This window comes from Variovorax sp. BGA-UO-ETr-C22 (assembly GCF_059567965.1).
In genome coordinates this window covers 697,260-717,824 of the sequence record NZ_JCAQPA010000007.1, presented here as the reverse complement: position 1 = coordinate 717,824, position 20,565 = coordinate 697,260, and the positions used below count along the sequence as shown (strand labels likewise).

Annotated in this window: 24 protein-coding genes; 9 read left to right on the top strand and 15 right to left on the bottom strand. The window is 69.4% G+C overall.

From position 1 onward, the window contains the following. Window positions 1-66: 66 nt before the first annotated feature. The 4 genes from AC57B8_RS07375 to kynB form a co-directional block, all read right to left on the bottom strand. Window positions 67-1,320 carry an SMI1/KNR4 family protein gene (locus AC57B8_RS07375; protein ID WP_496479100.1) on the bottom strand — a complete coding sequence of 418 codons (1,254 nt, stop codon included), beginning with the start codon at window positions 1,318-1,320 and terminating at the stop codon, window positions 67-69. 94 nt (window positions 1,321-1,414) lie between these two features. Then, the gene (gene kynA, locus AC57B8_RS07370) at window positions 1,415-2,275 is read right to left on the bottom strand and encodes a tryptophan 2,3-dioxygenase (RefSeq protein ID WP_369646120.1); all 861 of its coding nucleotides are present in this window, start codon (window positions 2,273-2,275) and stop codon (window positions 1,415-1,417) included. Further along, the gene (gene kynU, locus AC57B8_RS07365) at window positions 2,272-3,552 is read right to left on the bottom strand and encodes a kynureninase (RefSeq protein WP_496479099.1); all 1,281 of its coding nucleotides are present in this window, start codon (window positions 3,550-3,552) and stop codon (window positions 2,272-2,274) included. Before kynU ends, kynA begins: the two co-directional genes overlap by 4 nt. Window positions 3,553-3,565: 13 nt before the next feature. Beyond that, window positions 3,566-4,210 (bottom strand): arylformamidase, encoded by a 645-nt coding sequence (gene kynB / locus AC57B8_RS07360; RefSeq protein WP_159273237.1) that lies wholly within the window; start codon window positions 4,208-4,210, stop codon window positions 3,566-3,568. 176 nt (window positions 4,211-4,386) lie between these two features. Here kynB and AC57B8_RS07355 point away from each other — a divergent pair, with 176 nt between their 5' ends. Continuing rightward, a complete protein-coding gene (locus tag AC57B8_RS07355) occupies window positions 4,387-4,863 on the top strand; it encodes an Lrp/AsnC family transcriptional regulator (protein WP_062477192.1) in 477 nt (158 codons plus the stop codon). A gap of 12 nt (window positions 4,864-4,875) precedes the next feature. Here AC57B8_RS07355 and AC57B8_RS07350 read toward each other — a convergent pair whose 3' ends face one another. Genes AC57B8_RS07350 through AC57B8_RS07335 form a run of 4 tightly spaced genes read right to left on the bottom strand, consistent with a single transcriptional unit; the run spans window position 4,876 to window position 7,928 of the window. Continuing rightward, window positions 4,876-5,193, bottom strand: coding sequence for a YkgJ family cysteine cluster protein (locus AC57B8_RS07350; protein ID WP_062477195.1), 318 nt, complete (start codon window positions 5,191-5,193; stop codon window positions 4,876-4,878). Next, a complete protein-coding gene (locus AC57B8_RS07345; protein ID WP_307637422.1) occupies window positions 5,190-5,750 on the bottom strand; it encodes a hypothetical protein in 561 nt (186 codons plus the stop codon). Before AC57B8_RS07345 ends, AC57B8_RS07350 begins: the two co-directional genes overlap by 4 nt. A gap of 34 nt (window positions 5,751-5,784) precedes the next feature. Continuing rightward, window positions 5,785-6,720, bottom strand: a complete 936-nt coding sequence (gene argF / locus AC57B8_RS07340; RefSeq protein ID WP_139706507.1) for an ornithine carbamoyltransferase — start codon at window positions 6,718-6,720, stop codon at window positions 5,785-5,787. Continuing rightward, a complete protein-coding gene (locus AC57B8_RS07335; protein WP_496479098.1) occupies window positions 6,717-7,928 on the bottom strand; it encodes an aspartate aminotransferase family protein in 1,212 nt (403 codons plus the stop codon). Before AC57B8_RS07335 ends, argF begins: the two co-directional genes overlap by 4 nt. Window positions 7,929-8,088: 160 nt before the next feature. Between AC57B8_RS07335 and AC57B8_RS07330 the strand changes: the two genes are divergently transcribed. Further along, window positions 8,089-8,427 (top strand): DUF3579 domain-containing protein, encoded by a 339-nt coding sequence (locus AC57B8_RS07330; RefSeq protein ID WP_119558463.1) that lies wholly within the window; start codon window positions 8,089-8,091, stop codon window positions 8,425-8,427. A 163-nt stretch (window positions 8,428-8,590) separates the two neighbouring features. Here the strand turns inward: AC57B8_RS07330 and rpsT are convergent, their stop codons facing one another. Further along, window positions 8,591-8,905, bottom strand: coding sequence for a 30S ribosomal protein S20 (gene rpsT, locus AC57B8_RS07325; RefSeq protein WP_056571937.1), 315 nt, complete (start codon window positions 8,903-8,905; stop codon window positions 8,591-8,593). A 118-nt stretch (window positions 8,906-9,023) separates the two neighbouring features. On the opposite strand from rpsT, the gene murJ reads away from it, so the two are divergent. From murJ to AC57B8_RS07300, 5 genes are all read left to right on the top strand, one after another. After that, entirely contained in the window at window positions 9,024-10,577 is a 1,554-nt protein-coding gene (gene murJ, locus AC57B8_RS07320; protein WP_070062311.1) for a murein biosynthesis integral membrane protein MurJ, read from the top strand. A 64-nt stretch (window positions 10,578-10,641) separates the two neighbouring features. Then, a complete protein-coding gene (locus AC57B8_RS07315; RefSeq protein ID WP_062477211.1) occupies window positions 10,642-11,493 on the top strand; it encodes a SirB1 family protein in 852 nt (283 codons plus the stop codon). Window positions 11,494-11,506: 13 nt separating this feature from the next. Continuing rightward, window positions 11,507-11,935: a bleomycin resistance protein gene (locus AC57B8_RS07310; RefSeq protein WP_056571928.1), complete on the top strand. Its 429-nt coding sequence runs from the start codon at window positions 11,507-11,509 to the stop codon at window positions 11,933-11,935. 123 nt (window positions 11,936-12,058) lie between these two features. After that, window positions 12,059-12,481, top strand: coding sequence for a YciI family protein (locus AC57B8_RS07305; protein WP_139706500.1), 423 nt, complete (start codon window positions 12,059-12,061; stop codon window positions 12,479-12,481). A gap of 31 nt (window positions 12,482-12,512) precedes the next feature. Next, the gene (locus AC57B8_RS07300) at window positions 12,513-12,932 is read left to right on the top strand and encodes a YciI family protein (protein ID WP_159275680.1); all 420 of its coding nucleotides are present in this window, start codon (window positions 12,513-12,515) and stop codon (window positions 12,930-12,932) included. A gap of 7 nt (window positions 12,933-12,939) precedes the next feature. On the opposite strand, the gene AC57B8_RS07295 is transcribed toward AC57B8_RS07300, so the two are convergent. Continuing rightward, window positions 12,940-13,833: a formylglycine-generating enzyme family protein gene (locus AC57B8_RS07295; protein WP_496479117.1), complete on the bottom strand. Its 894-nt coding sequence runs from the start codon at window positions 13,831-13,833 to the stop codon at window positions 12,940-12,942. Between the two features lie 143 nt (window positions 13,834-13,976). Here AC57B8_RS07295 and AC57B8_RS07290 point away from each other — a divergent pair, with 143 nt between their 5' ends. Further along, window positions 13,977-15,269 (top strand): RNA polymerase sigma factor, encoded by a 1,293-nt coding sequence (locus AC57B8_RS07290; RefSeq protein WP_496479097.1) that lies wholly within the window; start codon window positions 13,977-13,979, stop codon window positions 15,267-15,269. Here the strand turns inward: AC57B8_RS07290 and AC57B8_RS07285 are convergent. From AC57B8_RS07285 to purM, 5 genes are all read right to left on the bottom strand, one after another. Beyond that, window positions 15,266-16,261: a GlxA family transcriptional regulator gene (locus AC57B8_RS07285; protein ID WP_496479096.1), complete on the bottom strand. Its 996-nt coding sequence runs from the start codon at window positions 16,259-16,261 to the stop codon at window positions 15,266-15,268. The two genes, AC57B8_RS07290 and AC57B8_RS07285, sit on opposite strands and share 4 nt — an antisense overlap. Then, window positions 16,231-16,860: a DJ-1/PfpI family protein gene (locus AC57B8_RS07280; protein WP_496479095.1), complete on the bottom strand. Its 630-nt coding sequence runs from the start codon at window positions 16,858-16,860 to the stop codon at window positions 16,231-16,233. Before AC57B8_RS07280 ends, AC57B8_RS07285 begins: the two co-directional genes overlap by 31 nt. Next, the gene (locus tag AC57B8_RS07275; protein WP_496479094.1) at window positions 16,857-17,429 is read right to left on the bottom strand and encodes an isochorismatase family protein; all 573 of its coding nucleotides are present in this window, start codon (window positions 17,427-17,429) and stop codon (window positions 16,857-16,859) included. The genes AC57B8_RS07280 and AC57B8_RS07275 overlap by 4 nt, the downstream gene beginning before the upstream one ends. A 111-nt stretch (window positions 17,430-17,540) precedes the next feature. Then, a complete protein-coding gene (locus tag AC57B8_RS07270) occupies window positions 17,541-18,611 on the bottom strand; it encodes an AI-2E family transporter (RefSeq protein WP_496479093.1) in 1,071 nt (356 codons plus the stop codon). Window positions 18,612-18,661: 50 nt separating this feature from the next. Then, entirely contained in the window at window positions 18,662-19,702 is a 1,041-nt protein-coding gene (gene purM, locus AC57B8_RS07265) for a phosphoribosylformylglycinamidine cyclo-ligase (RefSeq protein WP_062475090.1), read from the bottom strand. Between the two features lie 152 nt (window positions 19,703-19,854). Here purM and hda point away from each other — a divergent pair, with 152 nt between their 5' ends. Then, entirely contained in the window at window positions 19,855-20,544 is a 690-nt protein-coding gene (gene hda / locus AC57B8_RS07260) for a DnaA regulatory inactivator Hda (RefSeq protein WP_056571899.1), read from the top strand. Window positions 20,545-20,565 lie beyond the last annotated feature (21 nt).

The following is a 20,565-nucleotide window of genomic DNA, read 5'->3' as shown; positions in this document are numbered from 1 at the left end:
AGGCCGCAGGCCGGGGGACATTCGCGGAGCAAGGTGCCCCGTCGGCGTGAGCGTCGCCCTGAAAAATCAGAGCCGGAACGTTTGCAGATGCTCGATGCGCTCGGCCAAGCCTTCCTGCCCCAGGTAATGCCCATGCGTCCCATCGCGCATCTGCGCCAGCGTGGTTTCCAGCTCGACCAGCATCGCATCGCGATCCGCCACGAAGGCCGGCGGCACGTCGATGCCGATCTGCGTGCAGGCGTCGGCGATCAGGTGCGCGCTGGCGGGCGCGCCGCAGGCCGCGCACTTCACGATGGCCGCCACGGTCGGCTCGGCGCCATTGTCCAGCAGGGCGCTCGTGAGTTCGGGCGAGATCTGACCGTCGATGTTGCGCAGCACGTCGGATGCCACCGGCGCGCCTGCGCGCACCAGCGCTGCCGCGGCGGCGAAGGCGCTGTGTCCCACGGCCACGTCGGTGGCGAGTGCACTGCCTTCATGCGGCCCTTCGAAGTTCAGGCCTGCGGCGGCAAGTTCGGCGACCAGCGCAGCGTCGTCGGTGGCAATCGCGTGGCGCAGTGCCGCGCGTGCGAGCGCCGGGTGATGGCGCAGCGTGCCGTCTGCAAGCGGGGTGCGCCAGTCGACGATGGCGCGGCAATAGAAGGTGACCAGCTTGTCCATCAGGTCGAGGTCCAGCCCGTAGCCTTCGTGGCGGTCGTCGAGGTAGGCGAGCAGCGCCTGCCCCGAGAAGTAGTCGCCCGTCGGCGCCAGCGGGTCTTCGTCGAGATGCAGCGCCGCGAAGGCGCCGTACAGGTCGGCCGCGACGGGGCTCAGGCCGTCTTCGTGCAGCGCGTGCGTCCAGGCCGGCGGCAGGCCCTGCTTCCACGCGATGACCTGGCCGTGCGTGGCGCCGGGCTCGACCACCGCGTAGACGCGGTCGCAGTACTCGAAGCCGCCGAAGGGCAGGTGCGTGAGCTTGCCGCTCCAGGGCGTGCCGCTGTCTTCGGCCGCTTCCTCGGCGAGTTCCTGTTCGTGCTCGATCCAGCCTTGCAGGTCGCGGTAGCCATCGCTGCCGTCCCAGAACAGCTCCGACCAGCTGACGCTCTCGACGTTGCCGTTCATCGGCAACGCCAGGTCGTAGTCGAGGCGCCCGCCCGCCGTGTGCTGCCACAGCGCGACCAGCGCTTCGGGCAGCGGGCCGGCGCACAGGGCCTGCACCGCATCGATCTGCTGCTGCGGCATCGGCGGCTGCGCGTCGAAGATCACGCGATCGGCGAACAGTACGACGCCATGTTCGCGCAGGGTGGAGAGCTCTTCGGCAGAGAACGAGGTGTTGTTGTTCATGGCGGCAGCCTCCGTGTTCTCCAAAATGTAGCGCTTTGCGCCGAGGGAGCAACCCTCGTTCGCCCGGGGCTGCTGCAAGCCCCTGCATGACGCACTACAGATCGGTGCGCAGCTTCCAGATCTCGGGGAACAACACCACGTCGAGCATCTTGCGCAGGTAGCTCACGCCGCCCGTGCCGCCGGTGCCGCGCTTGAAGCCGATCACGCGCTCCACGGTGGTCACGTGGCGGAAGCGCCAGAGGCGGAAGGCGTCTTCGAGGTCGGTGAGTTTTTCGCCGAGCTGGTACAGGTCCCAGTGGTCGTGCGGGTTGCGATAGACCGTGAGCCAGGCGGCCTCGACGCCGTCGCTCGATTCGTAGGGCTGGGTCCAGTCGCGCTCCAGTCGGTCGGCGGGCACGGGCAGGCCGTGGCGTGCGAGCAGGCGCAGCGACTCGTCGTACAGCGAGGGCGCGCGGTAGGCCGCGTCCACCTGCGCGAGCAGGTCGGCGCGGTGCGCGTGGGGCTTGAGCATGGCGGCGTTCTTGTTGCCGAGCAGGAACTCGATGCAGCGGTACTGCGCGCTCTGGAAGCCGCTGGAGTTGGCGAGGTAGGGGCGCATCGCCGTGTATTCGGGCGGCGTCATGGTCGAGAGCACGGTCCACGCGCTCACCAGCTGTTCCATGATGCGGCTCACGCGCGCGAGCATCTTGAAGGCGTCGGGCAACTGCTCCTGCGCGATGCAGCGCACGGCGGCGTGCAGCTCGTGCAGCATGAGCTTCATCCAGAGTTCGCTGGTCTGGTGCTGCACGATGAACAGCATCTCGTCGTGCGCGGGCGACAGCGGATGCTGCGCGTTCAGGATTTCGTCGAGGTGCAGGTAGTCGCCGTAGCTCATGGACTTGCTGAAGTCCAGCTGCGCCTTCTCTTCGTGGACGATGGACTCGGGGGTCTTGTTGTTGTCGTTGTCGGTGCTCATGTCACTGCGTTCTTGCGGTTGAATTCGGCGCGTCGCCACTCGCCGGTCTCAAGCACCTGCACGAGGTGTTCGACCGAGTGCCACACATCCTCGAAGCCGAGGTACAGCGGCGTGAAGCCGAAGCGCAGGATGTCGGGCATCTGCGAATCGCCGGCGCGGTAGTCGCCGATCACGCCGCGTGCGATCAGGGCCTGCACGATGGCGTAGGCGCCTTCCTCGCGGCTGAGGCACACCTGCGAGCCGCGCAGTGCGTGGTCGCGCGGGGTGACGAGCGACAGGCCCTGGCCGGCGCAGCGTTCTTCGACGAGGCGGATGAACAGGTCGGTGAGCGCGAGCGACTTGGCGCGCAGCGCAGCCATTGCACCGCCGGTGCCGTTGAAGGCTTCGGCGGCGAGCACGGTGTCGAGCCCGCATTCGAGGCCGGCCAGCGCGATGACCGGTTGCGTGCCGCACAGGTAGCGGCCGACGCCCGGGGCAGGGCGGTAGTGCGGCGTGAACTCGAAGGGCGCCGCGTGGCCCCACCAGCCGGACAGCGGCTGCTCGAACTGGCCCGCGTGCTTCGTGTTCACCCAGGCGAAGGCCGGCGCGCCGGGGCCGCCGTTGAGGTACTTGTAGCCGCAGCCGATCGCGTAGTCGGCGTTGCTGTCGTTGAGCGCGACGGGCACGGCGCCCGCGCTGTGCGCCAGGTCCCACACGGTGAGCGCGCCCGCGGCGTGCGCGGCGGCGGTGACGGCCTTCATGTCGTGCATGGCACCGGTGCGGTAGTTGACGTGCGTGAGCATGAGCACGGCGACTTCGTCGGTCAGCGCCGCAGGCAGCTCGGCTGCATCGATCAGCTTCAGTGTGAAGCCGCGTTCACGGCACAGCGATTCGGCGATGTACAGGTCGGTGGGAAAGTTGCTGCGCTCGCTCAACACCAGCTTGCGGCCGCTCGCCTTCTGCTGCGAGAGCGCGGCGAACAGCACCTTGTAGAGATTGACGGAGGTGCTGTCGGTGCACACCACTTCGCCCGGCGCGGCGCCGATCAGGCGGGCCACCTTGTCGCCCAGGCGCTGCGGCAGGTCGAACCAGCTCGCGGTGTTCCACGAGCGGATGAGGCCTTCGCCCCATTCCTTGGCCACCACCTCGGCGATGCGCGCGGGCGCGGCCTTGGGCAGCACGCCGAGCGAGTTGCCGTCGAGGTAGAGCACGCCCTCGGGCAGGGTGAATTGGTCGCGCAGGGCGCGCAGTGGGTCTTGCGCGTCGAGGGCGCGGCAGTCGGCGAGGGTCGTCGTCATGGAAGGGAGGGTTTCAGCGGGGAAGTTCGCGCAGCACGGCGCGCACGGGGGAGGCATCGGCGCTCGTCAGCTTGAGCGGCAGCGCGATGAGTTCGTAGTCGCCCTCGGGCACGTCGTCGAGCACGAGGTTCTCGAGCACGCGCAGGTCGAGGTGGCGGATGCGCTGGTGGCTGTCGAGGGTCTTGCTGTCGGCCGGGTCGATGCTGGCGGTGTCGATGCCGATGAGCTTCACGCCCATGGCCGCCAGGCGCTCGACGGTGGCGGGCGCGTAGGCCGCGAGCTGCGGGTCCCAGCGGTCGACGGGCATGGCCGGGTAGGTGCGCACGAGCACGCGCGGGGGCAGCGTGTCGTTCACGGCGTGCGCGATGTGCTCCCAGGTGACCAGCGGGCCGCGGCCGATCGCGTGGATCACGCGGCAGGGGCCGAGGAAGGGCGTGAGGTCGACCTGGCCGATGGTCTGGCCCTCGGGGGCGTAGTGCAGCGGCGCGTCGGCATGGGTGCCCACGTGCGGCGACAGCGTGATCGCGCTCACGTTGACCGGGCAGCCGGGGCCGATGGTGGCGCACCACTGCTGCGAATACGGCGTGTCGCCCGGGAACACCGGGCTGCCGGCGTGCACGGGGGCGGAGATGTCCCAGAGTCGGAGCGGGGCGGTCATGGCGGGCGGCAGGGCGAAGGAAGAAAAAGGGCAGTGTGGGCCGGTTGGAGTCGGTCCACAAGGGGCCGGCGGGTGCCGAATGCTATGCGCAGTGGCTGCCTTGCGTCGAGAAGTTATCCATCAATCATCGAAAGATTGAATAATCTATTCAATCGACAGGAAATGGAGAACAAATCATGCAAGCCGACCTCGATCGAACCGACCTCCAGCTGCTGCGCGCGCTGCAGGACAACGCCCGCCTGACCTCGGGCGAGCTGGCGCAGATGGCGCACCTGTCGCAGTCGCCGTGCTGGCGCCGGGTGAAGAAGCTGGAGGACGACGGCGTGATCGGCGGCTACCACGCGGGCCTGAACCGACGCGCGCTGGGCTTCGGCGTGCTGGCCTTCGTGATGGTCGGCATCGACCACCAGACCGAGATCTCGTCGCGCGCCTTCGAGGACGCGGTGTGCGCGATTCCCGAGGTGGTGATGTTCCACGGCATCTCGGGGCCGGCGGATTTCATCCTCGTGGTGGTCGCGAAGGACCTCGATGCGTATTCCGACTTGTTGCAGCGCAAGCTGCACCGCCTGCCAGGCGTGCGCCATGTGCAGACGCATTTCTCGCTGCAGGAGTTCAAGGGGCAACTGGGCGGGTTGCCGGTGCCCGTGGCCTGAGTCGGCCTGTCGTCAGTGCAGTTCGTCGGACAGCATCGGCAGCCCATGCCGCAGGCGCGCGCGCTGGCAGGCGTCGCTGCCGGCCTGCAGCTCGTGGCAGGGGTTGGGGCGCCATTCGTAGATGCCGCAGGCCACCGACTGGCCGATCTTGCCGGTGAGCGCGGCGCAGCGCGCCGGCGTGTGGTCGGTGCCGCGCATGCGGCACAGGGCGTCGTTCACGTCGACCGCCAGGCCCGAGGGCACGCGGCCGCCGTGGTCGTCGAGCTCGTGCACGCTGAAGTCGACGCGGTAGCTGGCGCAGCAGGCGCCGCAGGTCTGGCAGGGATTCATGAGGGGAGCAGCGCGGCGTCACGCACGCGCTGCAGCATGCGGCGGCGGATCAGCCCGCTCGCGGGGCGGATCAGCAGCCAGTAGGCGGTGAAGCGGCGCTGCGCGGCGGCATCGCCGCACCAGACCCGGGTGCGCGTGGTGAGGCGCGTGCCCGTGCCTTCGGGCTCTGCCGTGAAGTGAAGCACCAGCTTGGCCAGGCCCGTGGCATCGAGCGCGGCGAAGGCCGGGCCGTCGGCCAGCGGGACCAGGCCGTAGTCGAAGCGCCAGAAGCGGCCGGCCAGGCCGAAGGCCAGTTCGCGCTCGCCGTCGCGCCCCAGCGGCGTGAAGTCGGCAAAACCGAAGGCCTCGCGCTGGCGCAGCGTGGGAGCGGCCAGGCCGAGCCGGCTGGCCAGGCGGTTCGGCAGTTCGCGCAGCGCGATCAGGCTGCGCGCCACGGGGTCGTCGGTGATCTCGGGGCGGGCCGCCACGTCGAGCACGCGCGCGGGCGATGCGGGCACGTGGAGGCTGTGCGTCTCCGCGAACTGGTAGCGCGGCAGGTAGCGGTTCATCAGCTCCATGCGGCGCCTGGGTCGGTCAGCGGTCGGGTGTCTGTCAGAGCCTGCCGAGCAGCAGGAACTCCATCAGCGCTTTTTGCGCGTGCAGGCGGTTCTCGGCCTCGTCCCACACGACCGACTGCGGGCCGTCGATGACCTCGGCCTGCACTTCCTCGCCGCGGTGCGCGGGCAGGCAGTGCATGAAGAGGGCGTCGGTCTGGGCGATGCGCATCATGTCCTCATCGACGCACCAATCGGCGAAGGCCTTGCGGCGCGCCTCGTTCTCGGCCTCGTAGCCCATGCTGGTCCACACGTCGGTGGTGACGAGGTCGGCGCCGCGGCAGGCTTCCATCGGGTCCTGGAAGACCTTGTAGCTGTCGCCCGAGCGGATGCCCGCGATCGACTGGTCGACCTCGTAGCCGCTGGGCGTGCTCACGTGCACGGTGAAGCCAAGAATTTCAGCGGCCTGCAGCCAGGTGTTGGCCATGTTGTTGCCGTCGCCGACCCACGCCACGGTCTTGCCCTGGATCGAGCCGCGGTGCTCGATGTAGGTGAAGATGTCCGCCAGGATCTGGCAGGGGTGGAACTCGTTGGTCAGGCCGTTGATGACGGGCACGCGCGAGTGCGCGGCGAAGGCGTCGATCTTGGTCTGCTCGTAGGTGCGGATCATCACCAGGTCGACCATGCGGCTGATGACCTTGGCGCTGTCCTCGATGGGCTCGGCGCGGCCCAGCTGGCTGTCGCCCGTGGTCAGGTGCACCACGCTGCCGCCGAGCTGGTACATGCCGGCCTCAAAGCTCACGCGGGTGCGCGTGCTGGCCTTCTCGAAGATCATGGCCAGCGTGCGGTCGACCAGCGGCTGGTGCTTTTCGTAGGTCTTGAACTTCTTCTTGATGATCGCCATGCGATCGAAGAGGTAGACGTACTCATCGGCCGTGAGGTCCGAGAACTGCAGGTAGTGGCGCAGGGCGTTCGGTGCGGCGGCGGTCGTCATTGCGCAACGGGCTCCGAGAGGAAGGTTTTGACGATCGGCGCGAGGATCGCAACGATCTCGTCGGCTTCGGCAATGCTCAGGATGAGCGGCGGCACGAGACGGATCACCTTGTCGGCCGTCACGCTCAGCAGCAGGCCGGCGTCGCAGGCGCGGTTCAGGATCACGCCGCAGGGGCGGTCGAGCTCGATGCCCAGCATCAGGCCCTGGCCGCGGATCTCTTTCACGCCGGGCAGGCTGCCGATTTCGCGCTCCAGCGCGGCCTTCAGGTGCGCGCCCACGGTGGCGGCGTTCTCGAGCAGCTTGTGCTCTTCCATGATGCGGATGGTTTCCACACCGGCGCGCATGGCCAGCGGGTTGCCGCCGAAGGTGGTGCCGTGGTTGCCCGGGCCGAAGATGTTGGCGGCCTTGGGGCCGGCCACGACGGCGCCGATCGGCACGCCCGAGCCCAGGCCCTTGGCCAGCGGCATCACGTCAGGCTTGATGCCCGCCCACTGGTGAGCGAACCACTTGCCGGTGCGGCCCATGCCGCACTGCACTTCGTCGATCATCATGAGCCAGTCGCGCTCGTCGCACAGCTGGCGCACCTGCTTGAGGTAGTCGACGCGCATCGGGTTGATGCCGCCTTCGCCCTGGATGGTTTCGAAGAATACGGCGACCACGTTGGGGTTGCCTTCGGTGGCCTTCTTCAGCGCCTCGATGTCGTTCAGCGGCACGCGGATGAAGCCTTCGACCAGCGGGCCGAAGCCGGCCTGCACCTTGGGGTTGCCGGTGGCCGACAGCGTGGCGATGCTGCGGCCGTGGAAGGCGGCTTCGTAGACGACGATCTCGGGGCGCTCGATGCCCTTGTCGTGGCCGTACTTGCGGGCCAGCTTCAGGGCGGCTTCGTTGGCTTCCAGGCCGGTGCAGCAGAAGAAGGCGTTGGTCAGGCCCGACAGCTCGGTGAGCTTGGTGGCGAGCTGTTCCTGGCCGGTCACGTGGTAGTAGTTGGAGCTGTGGATCAGCTTGGTCAGCTGGTCCTGCAGCGCGGGCACCAGCTCGGGGTGGTTGTGGCCCAGCGTGTTCACGGCAATGCCGCCCAGGCCGTCGAGGTAGGCCTTGCCCGTGGTGTCCCAGACTTGGCAGCCCTGGCCGTGCGACAGCGCGATCGGCAGGCGACCGTAGGTGTTCATGACGTGGGGCGAGGTGGGTTGCTGGGCGGTGGCGCTCATTCGGTTCTCCAGATAGGGAACGCGAATTCTAGGCGTGCGGTTTGACGGCTTCGTTGAGGATTCCGCATCACAGCAATGCCCCCCATTCAGGATGCAAAAAGGGCCCCGGATACAATCGCTTGCTGCACCGCAGCACCTGTTCCGGTCGCCTCACTTCACGATGATTTCCCCCAACGCCAAAGAAATCTTCATCCAGGGCATCACCCACGATGGCCGCACTTTTCGCCCCAGCGACTGGGCCGAACGCCTCGCCGGCGTCATGTGCTCCTTCCGCCCCGGCGGCGCCTACCCGGGCAGCCACCTGAGCTATTCGCCCTGGTGCATTCCCACGACCATCAACGGCGTGAAATGCGTGGTGGTGAACCGCGCCCTGCGCGACGCCGAGCCCATGGCCTGGGACTTCTGCGTGAACTTCGCCAAAGACAACAACCTCCAGGTGGCCGAGGCCTGCCTGGTGCCCGACCCGGCGGACACGCCGCCCCCTCCCAAAAAGGCCTGACTTCCAGGCCTTTTTCTTTTCTAGGCGGGTCGCTCTGGCCTGGGTACTTTTCGAGCGCCCATGAAAAAACCGCCCGAAGGCGGTTTTTCACTTTTGCTTGCTGCAGCGCACCCCGATCAAACGGCGGACCGGAGGATTCCGGTCCGGGCTTGCCTGACAGGTGTCAGGCGGCGGCCTTTTCAGGCGCCAGGGCGAGGGCCTTGACCTTGGCCGACAGGCGGCTCTTGTCGCGGGCGGCCTTGTTCTTGTGGAAGATGCCCTTGTCGGCGACGGTGTCGACGATGCTCTGGGCCTTCGCGAACAGTTCGCTTGCCTTGGTCTTGTCGCCAGCCAGAACAGCCTTTTCGACGTTCTTGACAGCGGTACGGTATTTGGAGCGCAGCGAGGTGTTCGCAGCGTTGAGCTTGACGTCCTGGCGGACGCGCTTGCGGCCCGACGCGAGGCGCGGGTTCTTCTTCTTGGGCTTGGCGGATGCCATATTTAGTGTTCCTTAGGTGTCTGAGGATGATGCAGCAAAGCCCTCCATTATAGGCCGGGTTCCGGTTTTTGCCGAATTGCCTGCTTTTGCCACCTTTCGCAGCCCTACACTCGCCCCCGTGTCCCTGTTCAAATCCGCCTCCACCGTCTCCCTGCTGACCCTCGCTTCGCGGATCACGGGCCTCGTGCGCGACGTGCTGTTTGCCTCGGTGTTCGGCGTCAGCGCGCTCACCGACGCCTTCAACGTCGCCTTTCGCATCCCCAACCTGTTTCGCCGCGTGTTCGGCGAAGGCGCCTTCAGCCAGGCCTTCGTGCCGGTGCTGGCCGCGCGCAAGACCGAGGCGGGGCAGGAGGGCGCCCGGGAGCTGGTCGACCACGTCGCCACGCTGCTGACCTGGGCCCTGGTGGTGCTGTGCGTGGCCGGCGTGGCCGGCGCGCCGCTGCTGGTCTGGGCCATGGCCAGCGGCCTGCAGGGCTTCGACGCCGCCGTGGTCATGACACGCTGGATGTTCCCCTACATCGGCTTCATGTCGCTGGTGGCGCTGGCGGGCGGCATCCTCAACACCTGGCGCAAGTTCGCCGTGCCGGCGGCGTCGCCGGTGCTGCTCAACATCGCGCTGATCCTGTCGATCTCCATCGGCGCGCCGCTGTTTCGCCGCTATGGCATCGAGCCGATCTACGCCCAGTGCGTGGGCGTGATGGTCGGCGGCGTGCTGCAGCTGGCCCTGCAGATCCCGGCGCTGCGCGCATTGGGGCTCCTGCCGCGCATCGGCGCCAGCTTCAAGGCGCTGCGCGCCGCGTGGACCGATCCGACCACCCGCAAGGTCATGAAGCTCATGCTGCCGGCGCTGCTGGGCGTGAGCGTGGCGCAGATCTCGCTGCTCATCAACACGCAGATCGCCTCGCACCTGGCCACCGGCAGCGTGACCTGGGTCACCAACGCCGACCGGCTGATGGAATTCCCCACCGCCATGCTCGGCGTGGCGCTGGGCGTGGTGCTGATGCCGCAGCTCGCGGGCGCCCGCGCCGCCAAGGACGACGCGCGCTACTCCTCGCTGCTCGACTGGGGCCTGCGCCTCGTGGTGCTGCTGGCGGCGCCGTGCGCCGTGGCGCTGCTGCTGTTCGCCAAGCCGCTCGTGGCGGTGCTGTTCCACAACGGCGCTTACACCGGCGAGGACGTGGGCCGCACCACCGTGGCGCTCATGGGCTACGGCGTGGGGCTGGTCGGCCTCGTGGCCGTGAAGGTGCTCGCGCCCGGCTACTACGCCAAGCACGACACCCGCACGCCCATGCTGATCGCCGTGACGGTGCTGGTGTTCACGCAGGTGCTCAACTTCTTCCTGGTGCCGCTGCTGCAGCACGCGGCGCTGACGCTGACCATCGGCATCGGTGCGCTGGTCAATGCGCTGTGGCTGCTGATCGGCCTGATCCGGCGCGGCAGCTACACCCCCGAGCCCGGCTGGGGCAAGTTCGCGCTGCAGGTGCTGTTGGGCACCGTGGTGCTGGCGGCCCTGCTGGCCTGGGGCGCGCATTATTTCGACTGGGTCGGCCTGCGCGCGCAGCGCCTGCACCGCATCGGCCTGCTGGCCGCGCTCATCGCCGGCGCCGCGCTGCTCTATTTCGCCGTGCTCACCGCCGCGGGCGTGCGCCTGCGCAGTTTCATGCGCCGCTGAAGCGCCGTTGGCGAGCCGGAAAACACTGCCTTGACGCTCCCTGCGGGCTCCTCTACAAAGCCATATGACGTTCAGCTACCAGGTTCCCACGGCACTGGAATATTTCGAGTCGCTGGTCGGCAGCGATGACCACTTTCCGCTGCTCGAAGCGGCCGCCAGCATCGCGCAGGACGAATACCCCGAACTCGACGTGCAGCAGGTGCTGGGCGACGTCGACCAGCTGCTCGCGCGCCTCAAGCGCCGCCTGCCGGCCGACGCCGCGCCGCTGGCCCGGCTGCGCGCGCTGAACCAGTTCTTCTTCAGCGACCTGAATTTCGGCGGCAACGTCAACGACTACTACGACCCCGACAACAGCTACCTGAACGCCGTGCTGCGCACCCGCCGCGGCATTCCGATCTCGCTGGCCGTGCTGTGGATGGAGCTGGCCCAGGGCCTGGGCCTGCAGACGCGCGGCATCAGCTTCCCGGGGCATTTCATGGTCAAGGTCACGCTGCCCAAGGGGCAGGTCGTGATCGATCCGTTCACCGGCAAGTCGCTCTCGCGCGAAGAGCTGGGCGAGCGGCTCGAGCCCTACAAGCGCGGCAACGGGCTGGTCGGCGAATTCGACGTGCCGCTGGGCCTGTACCTGCAGCCCGCGAGCCCGCGCGAGATCATCGCGCGCATGCTGCGCAACCTGAAGGAAGTGCACCACGCCCAGGAAGACTGGCCGCGCTACATCGCGGTGCAGAACCGCCTCATTGCCCTCTTGCCCACCGCCTGGGGCGAGCACCGCGACCGCGGCGTGGCGCATGCCGAGCAGGGCCATGCGGCGCTGGCCGTGCGCGACCTCGAAACCTACCTCGCCAACGCCGAAGACGCGCTCGACATCGACGCGATCGCCGAGCGCGTGGCGCTGCTGCGGCGCCTGGCCAACTGACCGCCCCAACGCCATGACCGACACCCGCACCGGCGTGAGCGCGGCGCCCGACCTGGGCACGCTGCACGAATTCCACGGCGTGCAGCCGGTGCTGCCGGTGTCCGACGTCTCGCGCGCCGCGCGCTGGTTTTCCGAGGTGCTGGGGTTCGAGATCGACTTCATCGCCGGCGAGCCGCCCAGCTACGCCCGCGTGATGAAGGGCGACCGCAGCTATGGCGACCCGGTGTACCTGCGCCTGTGGCAATGCGGCAGCCGCGAAGCCCGGCCCTGGCGCGGCGAGATCGTGATCCACGTCGGCAAGGACATCGACGGCCTGCATGCCGCCTATGTGAAGCGCGGCGTGACCATCATCGAGCCGCCCACGTCCCAGCCCTGGGGCCTGCGCGAATTCGCGATCCGCGAACCCGACGGCCACGTGCTGCGGTTCTGCGGCTATCTCTGAAACACAAAATTACAAGCAGATCGATGCGGCCGTGTCGATCCGTGGCCCGCTCGCGCGACGTGTGAACAGGAGCACGCAGATTCCGGCGTCTCCCGATCCCCACCCATTTTCAGGAGAAACGACATGCGATTCATGGTTCTGGTCAAGGCGAGCAAGGATTCCGAAGCCGGCGTGATGCCGAGCACCGAAATCCTCACCGAGATGGGCCGGTTCAACGAGGAACTGGTCAAGGCCGGCGTGCTGCTGGCGGGCGAGGGGCTGCACCCGTCGTCCAAGGGCGCGCGTGTGCGCTGCGAAGGCAAGAAGCGCACCGTCATCGACGGCCCCTTCACCGAGACCAAGGAGCTGCTCGCGGGCTTCTGGCTGCTGCAGGTCAAGTCGAAGGAAGAGGCCATCGAGTGGATCAAGCGCAGCCCGTTCCAGGAAGGCGAGATCGAGATCCGCCAGGTCTTCGAAGCCACCGATTTCGGCGACGCCATGACGCCCGAGCTGCTGGCCCAGGAAGACCGCCTGCGCGCCGAGTCGGCTGCCAAGGCCGGCCGCTGAACCTCATCCATTCCTCGAAGGAGAAACGATCATGCGATTCATGCTGCTGATGATTCCCCATGGCTACGAAAGCGCGGCGCCCGGCACCGTGCCCGACGACGTCGAACGCGTGGGGTCGATGATGGCCTTCAACGAGTCCCTGCAGAAGGCCGGCGTGCTGATCGGCTGCGAGGGCCTGCACCCGCCGTCGATGGGTGCGCGCGTGAGCTTTCCGGGCGGCAAGCCGAAGGTTGTCGACGGTCCCTTCGCCGAGGCCAAGGAAGTGCTGGGCGGCTACTGGCTGATCGATGTCGCCTCGCGCGCCGAGGCCATCGAATGGGCGAGCCGCTGCCCGGGCAGCGAAGACGAGGTCATCGAGATCCGCCAGGTACAGGAGATGGAGGACTTCTCGCCCGAGGTGCAGGACGTGGCGAGCGAGTTCACGTCGATGCAGCAGACCCTGAAGAAGTGAGTCGACCCTAGTCGTCCCGCACCAGCCGGATGCCCACCAGCGTGTAGCGCGTGTCCGGCGCATTCCAGTTGCGGTACGAAGAGCGGGCATAGAAAGCCCAGGTGTGCCAGGAGCCGCCGCGGCGCACGCGCACGGTGCCCGTGGCCGGGCCCTGGGGGTCGTCGACCGGTGAGCGCGCGTAGTATTCGTCGCCATGCCAGTCGGCCACCCACTCCCACGCATTGCCGTGCATGTCGTAGAGGCCCCAGGCGTTCGGCGCGAAGCTGCCGACCGGGGCGGTGAAGGCAAAGCCATCGTCGCCCGCGAGCGCCATCGCGCGCCAGCGCGGCCAGTGGGCGGCGCTGCGCGTGTCGAACACATTGGCCCCGCGCAGCAGCGTGGCCGGATCGTTCCCCGTGCTGTAGCGCGTGCGCGTGCCGGCGCGGCAGGCGTACTCCCACTCGGCCTCGGTCGGCAGGCGGTAGCGCCGGCCCTCCGTCTTGCTCAGCCAGGCGGCCAGCGCCTGCGCGTCGTTCCAGCTCACGTTGACGACCGGGTGGTCGTCGCCCTGCGCGAAGCCCGGGTTGCGCCACGAGTAGCGCGGGTCGCGGCCCTCGAAGGCGTCGCCGCGCCGCGTGGTGGCGGGGTCGTAGTCGGCGCGCCAGCCGTAGCCGCCGGTGCCGTCGGCCACCGATTCGGGCACGTGGCCCGAGGCTTCGAGAAAGCGCCGGAACTGGCCCACCGTCACCTCGTGCCGGCCCATCCAGAACGCCCGCGTGATGCGCACCTTGTGCACCGGCCCTTCGTCGGCCAGCTGGGTGAAGCGCTCCTTGGGCAGTTGGGGGTAGTCGCGTGCCAGCGCCTCGGGCGCCTCGTCGCTGCCCATGAGGAATTCGCCGGCCGGCAATCGCACGAAGGCCATGCCCAGGCTGTTGCGTTCCACGGCGAGGTCGTCCGCCCGGGCGCCGCCGCAGGCGAGGCCGAACGCGAAACCCAGGCTCCACAAGACGAGGCGTGGTGTCATGGCCGCATGCTATCCGGCCCGCCGGGCCGCAGCGAGGCCGCATGAGCAGCGGACCAGACACCGCCGCCATCCACCGCGCCATCGAGGCGGTCTGGCGCATCGAGTCCGCGAAGATCATCGCCGCGCTCGCGCGCAAGGTGCGCGACGTGGGCCTGGCCGAAGAGCTGGCGCAGGACGCGCTGGTGGCCGCGCTCGAGCAGTGGCCCGTCGACGGCGTGCCCGACAACCCCGCCGCCTGGCTCACGCAGGTGGCCAAGCACCGCGCCCTCGACCGCCTGCGCCACGTGCAGCTGGCCGAGCGCAAGGCGCCCGAGATCGGCCGCGAGCTCGACGCGCTGCACGCCATGGCCCAGGCCGATTTCGCGCAGGCGGTGGATGCGGCGCTCGACGACGACATCGGCGACGACCTGCTGCGCCTGGTGTTCACCGCCTGCCATCCGGTGCTCTCGACCGAGGCGCGCGTGGCGCTCACGCTGCGGCTGATGGGTGGCCTCACGACCGACGAGATCGCGCGCGCCTTTCTCGTGCCCGAGGCCACCGTGGCGCAGCGCATCGTGCGTGCCAAGCGCACGCTGGCCGAGGCGCGCGTGCCCTTCGAGGTGCCGCGCCGCCACGAGCTCGAAGCCCGGCTGGCCTCGGTGCTCGAGGTGCTCTACCTGATCTTCAACGAAGGCTATTCGGCCACCGCCGGCGACGACTGGATGCGCCCCGCGCTGTGCGACGAAGCGCTGCGCCTGGGCCGCATCGTGGCCGAGCTGGTGCCCGGCGAGGCCGAGGTGCACGGGCTGGTCGCGCTGATGGAAATCCAGGCCTCGCGCACCGCCGCGCGCGTGGGCGCCTCGGGCGAGCCGGTGCTGCTGCTCGACCAGAACCGCGCGCGCTGGGACCCGATGCTGATCCGCCGCGGCCTGGCGGCGCTGGCGCGCGCCGAAGCGCTGGGCGGCGCGCTCGGCTCCTACGCGCTGCAGGCCGCCATCGCCGCCTGCCACGCCCGCGCGCGCACCGCGGACGAGACCGACTGGGCCCGCATCGCGGCGCTGTACGACGCGCTGGCCGCGCTGTCGCCGTCGCCCATCGTCGAGCTGAACCGCGCGGTCGCGCTGTCGATGGCCTTCGGGCCGGCGGCCGGGCTGGAGGTGGTCGATGCGCTGCAGGACGAGCCCGCGCTGAAGGGCTACCACCTGCTGCCGACCGTGCGCGGCGACCTGCTCTTCAAGCTGGGCCGCCGCGACGAGGCGCGCCGGGAGTTCCAGCGCGCCGCCTCGCTCACGCGCAACACGCGCGAGCAGGCGCTGCTGCGGGCGCGCGCCGAGGCCTGCGGCGACAAGCCTTAGCGGACGGGCGCCGATGAGCCCGCGGAAGGCGAGCCCGGCAACCCGAACTGGTGCCACGCGCGGCGCAGCTGCGTGTCCGACCCGAAGCCCGACAGCTCGGCCGCCCGCGTCACGCTGGCGCCCGAGGCCAGCGCCAGTTGCGCGGCGGCCAGCCGCAGCCGGCGCAGGTAGGCCAGCGGCGCCACGCCCGCATGCTCGACGAACAGGCGCGTCAGATGCCGCGCCGAGGTGTGGGCGACCTCGGCCATGCGCGGCACGCTCCAGTCGGCCTGCGGTTGTTCGCTGACCGCGTCCTGCACCCGGTGCAGCGCGGCGTGCAGGTGGTTGCGGTAGGCGAGAAAGGGCGACAGCTCCGGGTCGTGCGGGCCGCGCCGCAGCGCGACCACCATCGCCTGCGCCACCTGGGCGGCCAGCGCCTCGCCGCAGGTGTCGGCGATGCGGTGCAGCATCAGGTCGATGCCCGTCGTGACGCCCGCGCTGCTGTAGACCGGCGGGTCGATCACGAACACGCGGTTGCTCACCACCTCGCAGCGCGGTTCCACGGCGCGCAGCTCATCCAGGTGATGGTGGTGCGTGGTGACGCGCCGGCCCGCGAGCGCGCCCGCGTGCGCCGCGAGCAGGGCGCCCGCGCAGACCGTGACCAGTTCGACGCCGCCGCGCGTGAAGCGCTGGCCGCGCAGCCAGTGCAGCAGGTCCTGCGCCTCGGGGGTGTCGGTCGCGATGGTGTCGCCCGGCAGGCCGACCAGCACCACCCAGCCCGGGCCGTCCCATTGCGTCGGCAGCGGCGACAACCCCGAAAGCGCGACGCCGACCGAGCCCCTCATGCTCGGCCGCGGCCCTGCGAACTCGATGACAAAACGTTCGGGCTGGCCCGCCGCGCGCAGCCGCTGGTTGGCGATGCGCAGCGCCTCGGCCGGCCCGGCCCAGTCGAGCACCAGGCTGTCGGGCAGGAGCACGAAGACTACGCGGAGGGGGGCTCGTTGCGGGTCCATGCGTAGTCCATCTGGCGCGCGGTGCGCTCGGCCAGTTCGCGCCCGGCCAGGCGTTCGACCAGGTGCAGGCTCATGTCGATGCCCGCGCTGATGCCGGCCGAACTGACGATGCGGCCGGTGTCGACCCAGCGCACGCCGTCGCGCACGTCGAGCTGCGGGAACTGGGCGCGCAGGTCGGCGAGGTCTTCCCAGTGCGTGGTGACCGCCTCGCGCGTCACGACGCCGCTTTGCGCCAGCAGGAAGACGCCGGTGCAGACCGAGGCGACCAGCTGCGCGCCGGCCGCGCACTGCGCGATCCAGCGCAGGGTGTCGGGGCTCGCCATGGGTGCATCGACCACGCCGCCGGGGACGACCAGCACGTCGGCGGTGGCGGCGGCATCGGCCAGCGAGTGGTCGGCGAGCAGCCGCAGGCCGGCGCGCGCCTGCACCGGTTCCCCGGCGCGGGCGTGGGCGACCGAGGCGACCTCGAACGGCGCGGGCGCTCCCGGCTGCAGGCGCTGGTGGACGCGGGCGGCGGTGGTGAAGACCTCGAAGGGGCCGGCGAAATCGAGCGCCTCGACACCGTCGTAGGCCAGGATGCGCACGCGCAGCGGGGTCATGTCGTCGCGCCTTCCGTGGCGCGCTCAAGCGCCTGCGCCACGCCGCAGACCGTGGCGAAGCGCCCGTCCAGCACGGTCGCCGTGCGCGTCTTGATGTCGGCGGCCGACAGCGGCCGGCCGTCGGGCTGCACCATGTCGAAGGTGAGGGTGGCGTCGGTCACGTAGTCGACCTCCCAGCCCAGGTCCGAGGCGTGGCGCGTGGTGGTTTCGCAGCACTGCTCGGTGCGGATGCCGCTCACGATCAGGCGGCGGATGCCGTGCTGCGTGAGCCACACGTCCAGGCCGCTGTTGACCAGCGCGCTGTGGCGGTGCTTGGTGAAGGTGGCGGCCGCCTCGAAGGGCGCGAGGCCCTCGATCGGGCGCACATGGCCCGATTCGAGCGCGAAGGGGTTGGCGGGGGATGCCGGCGCATCGATGTGAAAGACGCGCACCACCGGCAGTCCGGCCGCCACGGCGCCGGCGATCAGCGCGTTCTGGGCCTCGAGGTAGGGCGCGAGCAGGGCGGCGTTCCAGTAGGGGCGGTGGCGGAACGATTCCTGGGCGTCGATCACAATCAGACAGGTGGTCATGGCGGCGGCGGGCAAGGCAAAGTGGATGATGCCGCCTATTCTTGGACGCCGCCAGCGCTTCGTCCGTGCCGATGCGGACCGGAACCGATCAGATCAGGACATCAGCCGGCCCTAGACCAGGCCGCCTGCGTGCAGTTCTTTTTTCAGGTACGCGTAGTACAGCGGCGCCGCCACCAGTCCGGCGGGGCCGAACACCGCTTCGGCCACGAACATCACCGACAGCAGCTCCCACACGCGCATCTGCGTGCGCGCGCCGACCACCTTGGCGTTGATCACGTACTCGGCCTTGTGGATCAGGATCAGGAAGGCCAGGCAGGCCGCGGCCGTGACCGGCGACACCGACAGCGCCACCAGCGTGATCACCGAGTTGCAGACCAGGTTGCCCACGATCGGCACCAGCCCCGCCACGAAGGTCAGCGTGATGAGCGCGGGCGTGTAGGGCAGCTCGAGGCCCCACAGCGGCATCAGGAACAGCAGGAAGATCGCGGTCAGCAGCGTGTTGAAGGCGGCGATCCAGAACTGTGCCGCGACGATCTGGCCGAAGGCCTCGCCGAAGGTGGTGATGCGCTGGAACATCTGCTGCGCCAGCGGCCGGCGCTGGGCTGGCGCCGGCGCCACGGCGGCCAGCGCGCCGATGATCAGGCCCACGTAGGCGAACAGCAGCCCGCCCAGCCAGGCGCGCCCGGCCATGGCGAGCGAGCCGGCCTGCGTGCGCAGGTAGTTGGCGACGATGCGCTGCACCTCGGCCGCGCCCTCCGGCAGGTAGACGGCGATGTCGGCCGGCAGCTTGGAGCGCAGTTCGAGCACCGTGCGGGCCGTGTAGTCGAGCAGTTCGCGGTACTGGTCGGGCGCATCGAGCACGTACTCGCGCGCCTGCGAGAACCCCAGCGTGACCAGGCCGATCGGGCCCAGCAGCACCAGCGTGACCGCCACCACCCGGGCTAGGCTGCCGGCGGCGGAACGCAGGGGCTTCAGGCGCGACAGCCAGCCGCCCAGCAGCCGGGCGAACCAGCGTGCGACCAGGAAGCCGATGCACACGCACAGCAGCCCCGGCAGCAGGTGCTGCCACATCACGAGCATCAGCCCCGCGAGCATCAGCAGGTAGCTGGCCAGTACCACGTGGCGGGAGGCGGCGGCCGGGGGCGGGGCGGCGAGGGTGGCGTCGGGCAGCGGCGTGGCCATCCGGGGAACGGGGCGTGCGGTGAGAAAAAGAAAAAAGAACGGGCGCGCGATCAGGCGACGACCACGGCCGCGCCGTCGCCGCGCTCGGCGATCACGCCGATCTCATGCACCGATTCACCGGCGGCGCGCAGCGTGGCGGCGCAGGCGGCGGCTTCGGCCGCGTCGATCACCACGACCATGCCGATGCCGTTGTTGAAGGTGCGGTTCATCTCGATGTCGTCGATGCCGGCCACCTTCTGCAGCCAGGCGAAGAGCTCGGTCTGCGGCCAGCTGCCCTTCTTCAGGTGGGCGGCGGTGCCTTCGGGCAGCACGCGCGGGATGTTCTCGAGCAGGCCGCCACCGGTGATGTGGGCCAGGGCCTTGATCGGGTGCTTGCCCAGCGCTTCGAGCACGGGCTTGACGTACAGGTGGGTGGGCTCCATCACGGCTTCGCGGAAGGGCTTGCCGTCCAGGGTGGCGGGCAGGTCGGCACCGGCGCGCTCGATCACCTTGCGCACGAGGCTGAAACCGTTGGAATGCACGCCGGCCGAGGCCAGGCCCAGCACCACGTCGCCGGGCTTGACGTTCTGGCCCGTGAGGATCTTCGACTTTTCGACCGCGCCGACCGCAAAACCGGCCAGGTCGTACTCGCCGGCCGGGTACATGCCGGGCATTTCGGCGGTTTCGCCGCCGATGAGGGCGCAACCCGAGATTTCGCAGCCGCGGGCGATGCCGCCGACCACGGCCGCGGCCGTGTCCACGTCGAGCTTGCCGCAGGCGAAGTAATCCAGGAAGAACAGGGGCTCGGCGCCCTGCACCAGCACGTCGTTGACGCTCATGGCCACGAGGTCGATGCCGACCGTGTCGTGCATGTTCCATTCGAAGGCCAGCTTGAGCTTGGTGCCCACGCCGTCGGTGCCGCTGACCAGCACGGGTTCCTTGTAGCGCTTGGGCACTTCGAACAGCGCGCCGAAGCCGCCGATGCCGGCCAGCACGCCTTCGCGCATGGTTTTCTTCGCCAGCGGCTTGATGCGGTCGACCAGGGCGTCGCCTGCGTCGATATCGACACCGGCGTCCTTGTAGCTGAGCGGGGTGGGCGTGGAGGAGGTCATGGGCGGGCGGTGTCGAGAAGAAGGAGCGAAAAGGTTCGCGAAGCAGCGAGGAAGGGCGGGCAGGGGAGGCGCCGGCGACCGAGGCGGCCGGGCCGATAGAATTCCTCACGATTTTAAGGGCCCTCCGGGCCCCCTCCATGAACCTTCCCGGGATGAAACAGCTCGCGCTCGATATCGGCATTGCGACGGGCCCCAGCTTCGACGCCTTTTTTGCCGGCCCCAACGAGGCGGCGCTGCGACACCTGCAAGTGTGGGTGGGCGGCGCCGACGGCAGCCCCGCGCTGCACTCGCCGGTGCCGACCTACCTCTGGGGCGACAGCGGCAGTGGCAAGACCCACCTGCTCGAATCCGTGCGTGTCGCACTGGCCGAGCAGGGCGCCAGCGTGGGCTGGCTGCACGCCGGCCTGCTGGAGCCGCCCGAGTTCGACGAGCGCTGGGGCGCCGTCCTGCTCGACGACGTCCACCTCTACACCGCGGTGCAGCAGCACGCGGCCTTCAACTGGTTTGTCAACGCCCAGACCCTGCAGCGCGGCGTGGTCGCCGCCGGCGCCTTGCCGCCGGCCGACCTGCCGCTGCGCGAAGACCTGCGCACCCGCCTCGGCTGGGGCCATGTCTTCCACCTGCAGGTGCTGAGCGAAAGCGAACGCCGCGCGGTGCTGCGCCAGGCGGCCGACGCGCGCGGCGTGATGCTGTCCGACGACGTGCTCGACTTCATGCTGCACCGCTTCAGCCGCGACCTGGGCAGCCTGATGGAGCTGCTGTCGCAGCTCGACGGCTACGCCCTGCAGACCCAACGCGCGATCACCATTCCGCTGATCCGCTCCATGCTCGAAAACGAATAGACAGATAAGAAGAAGCGCCTG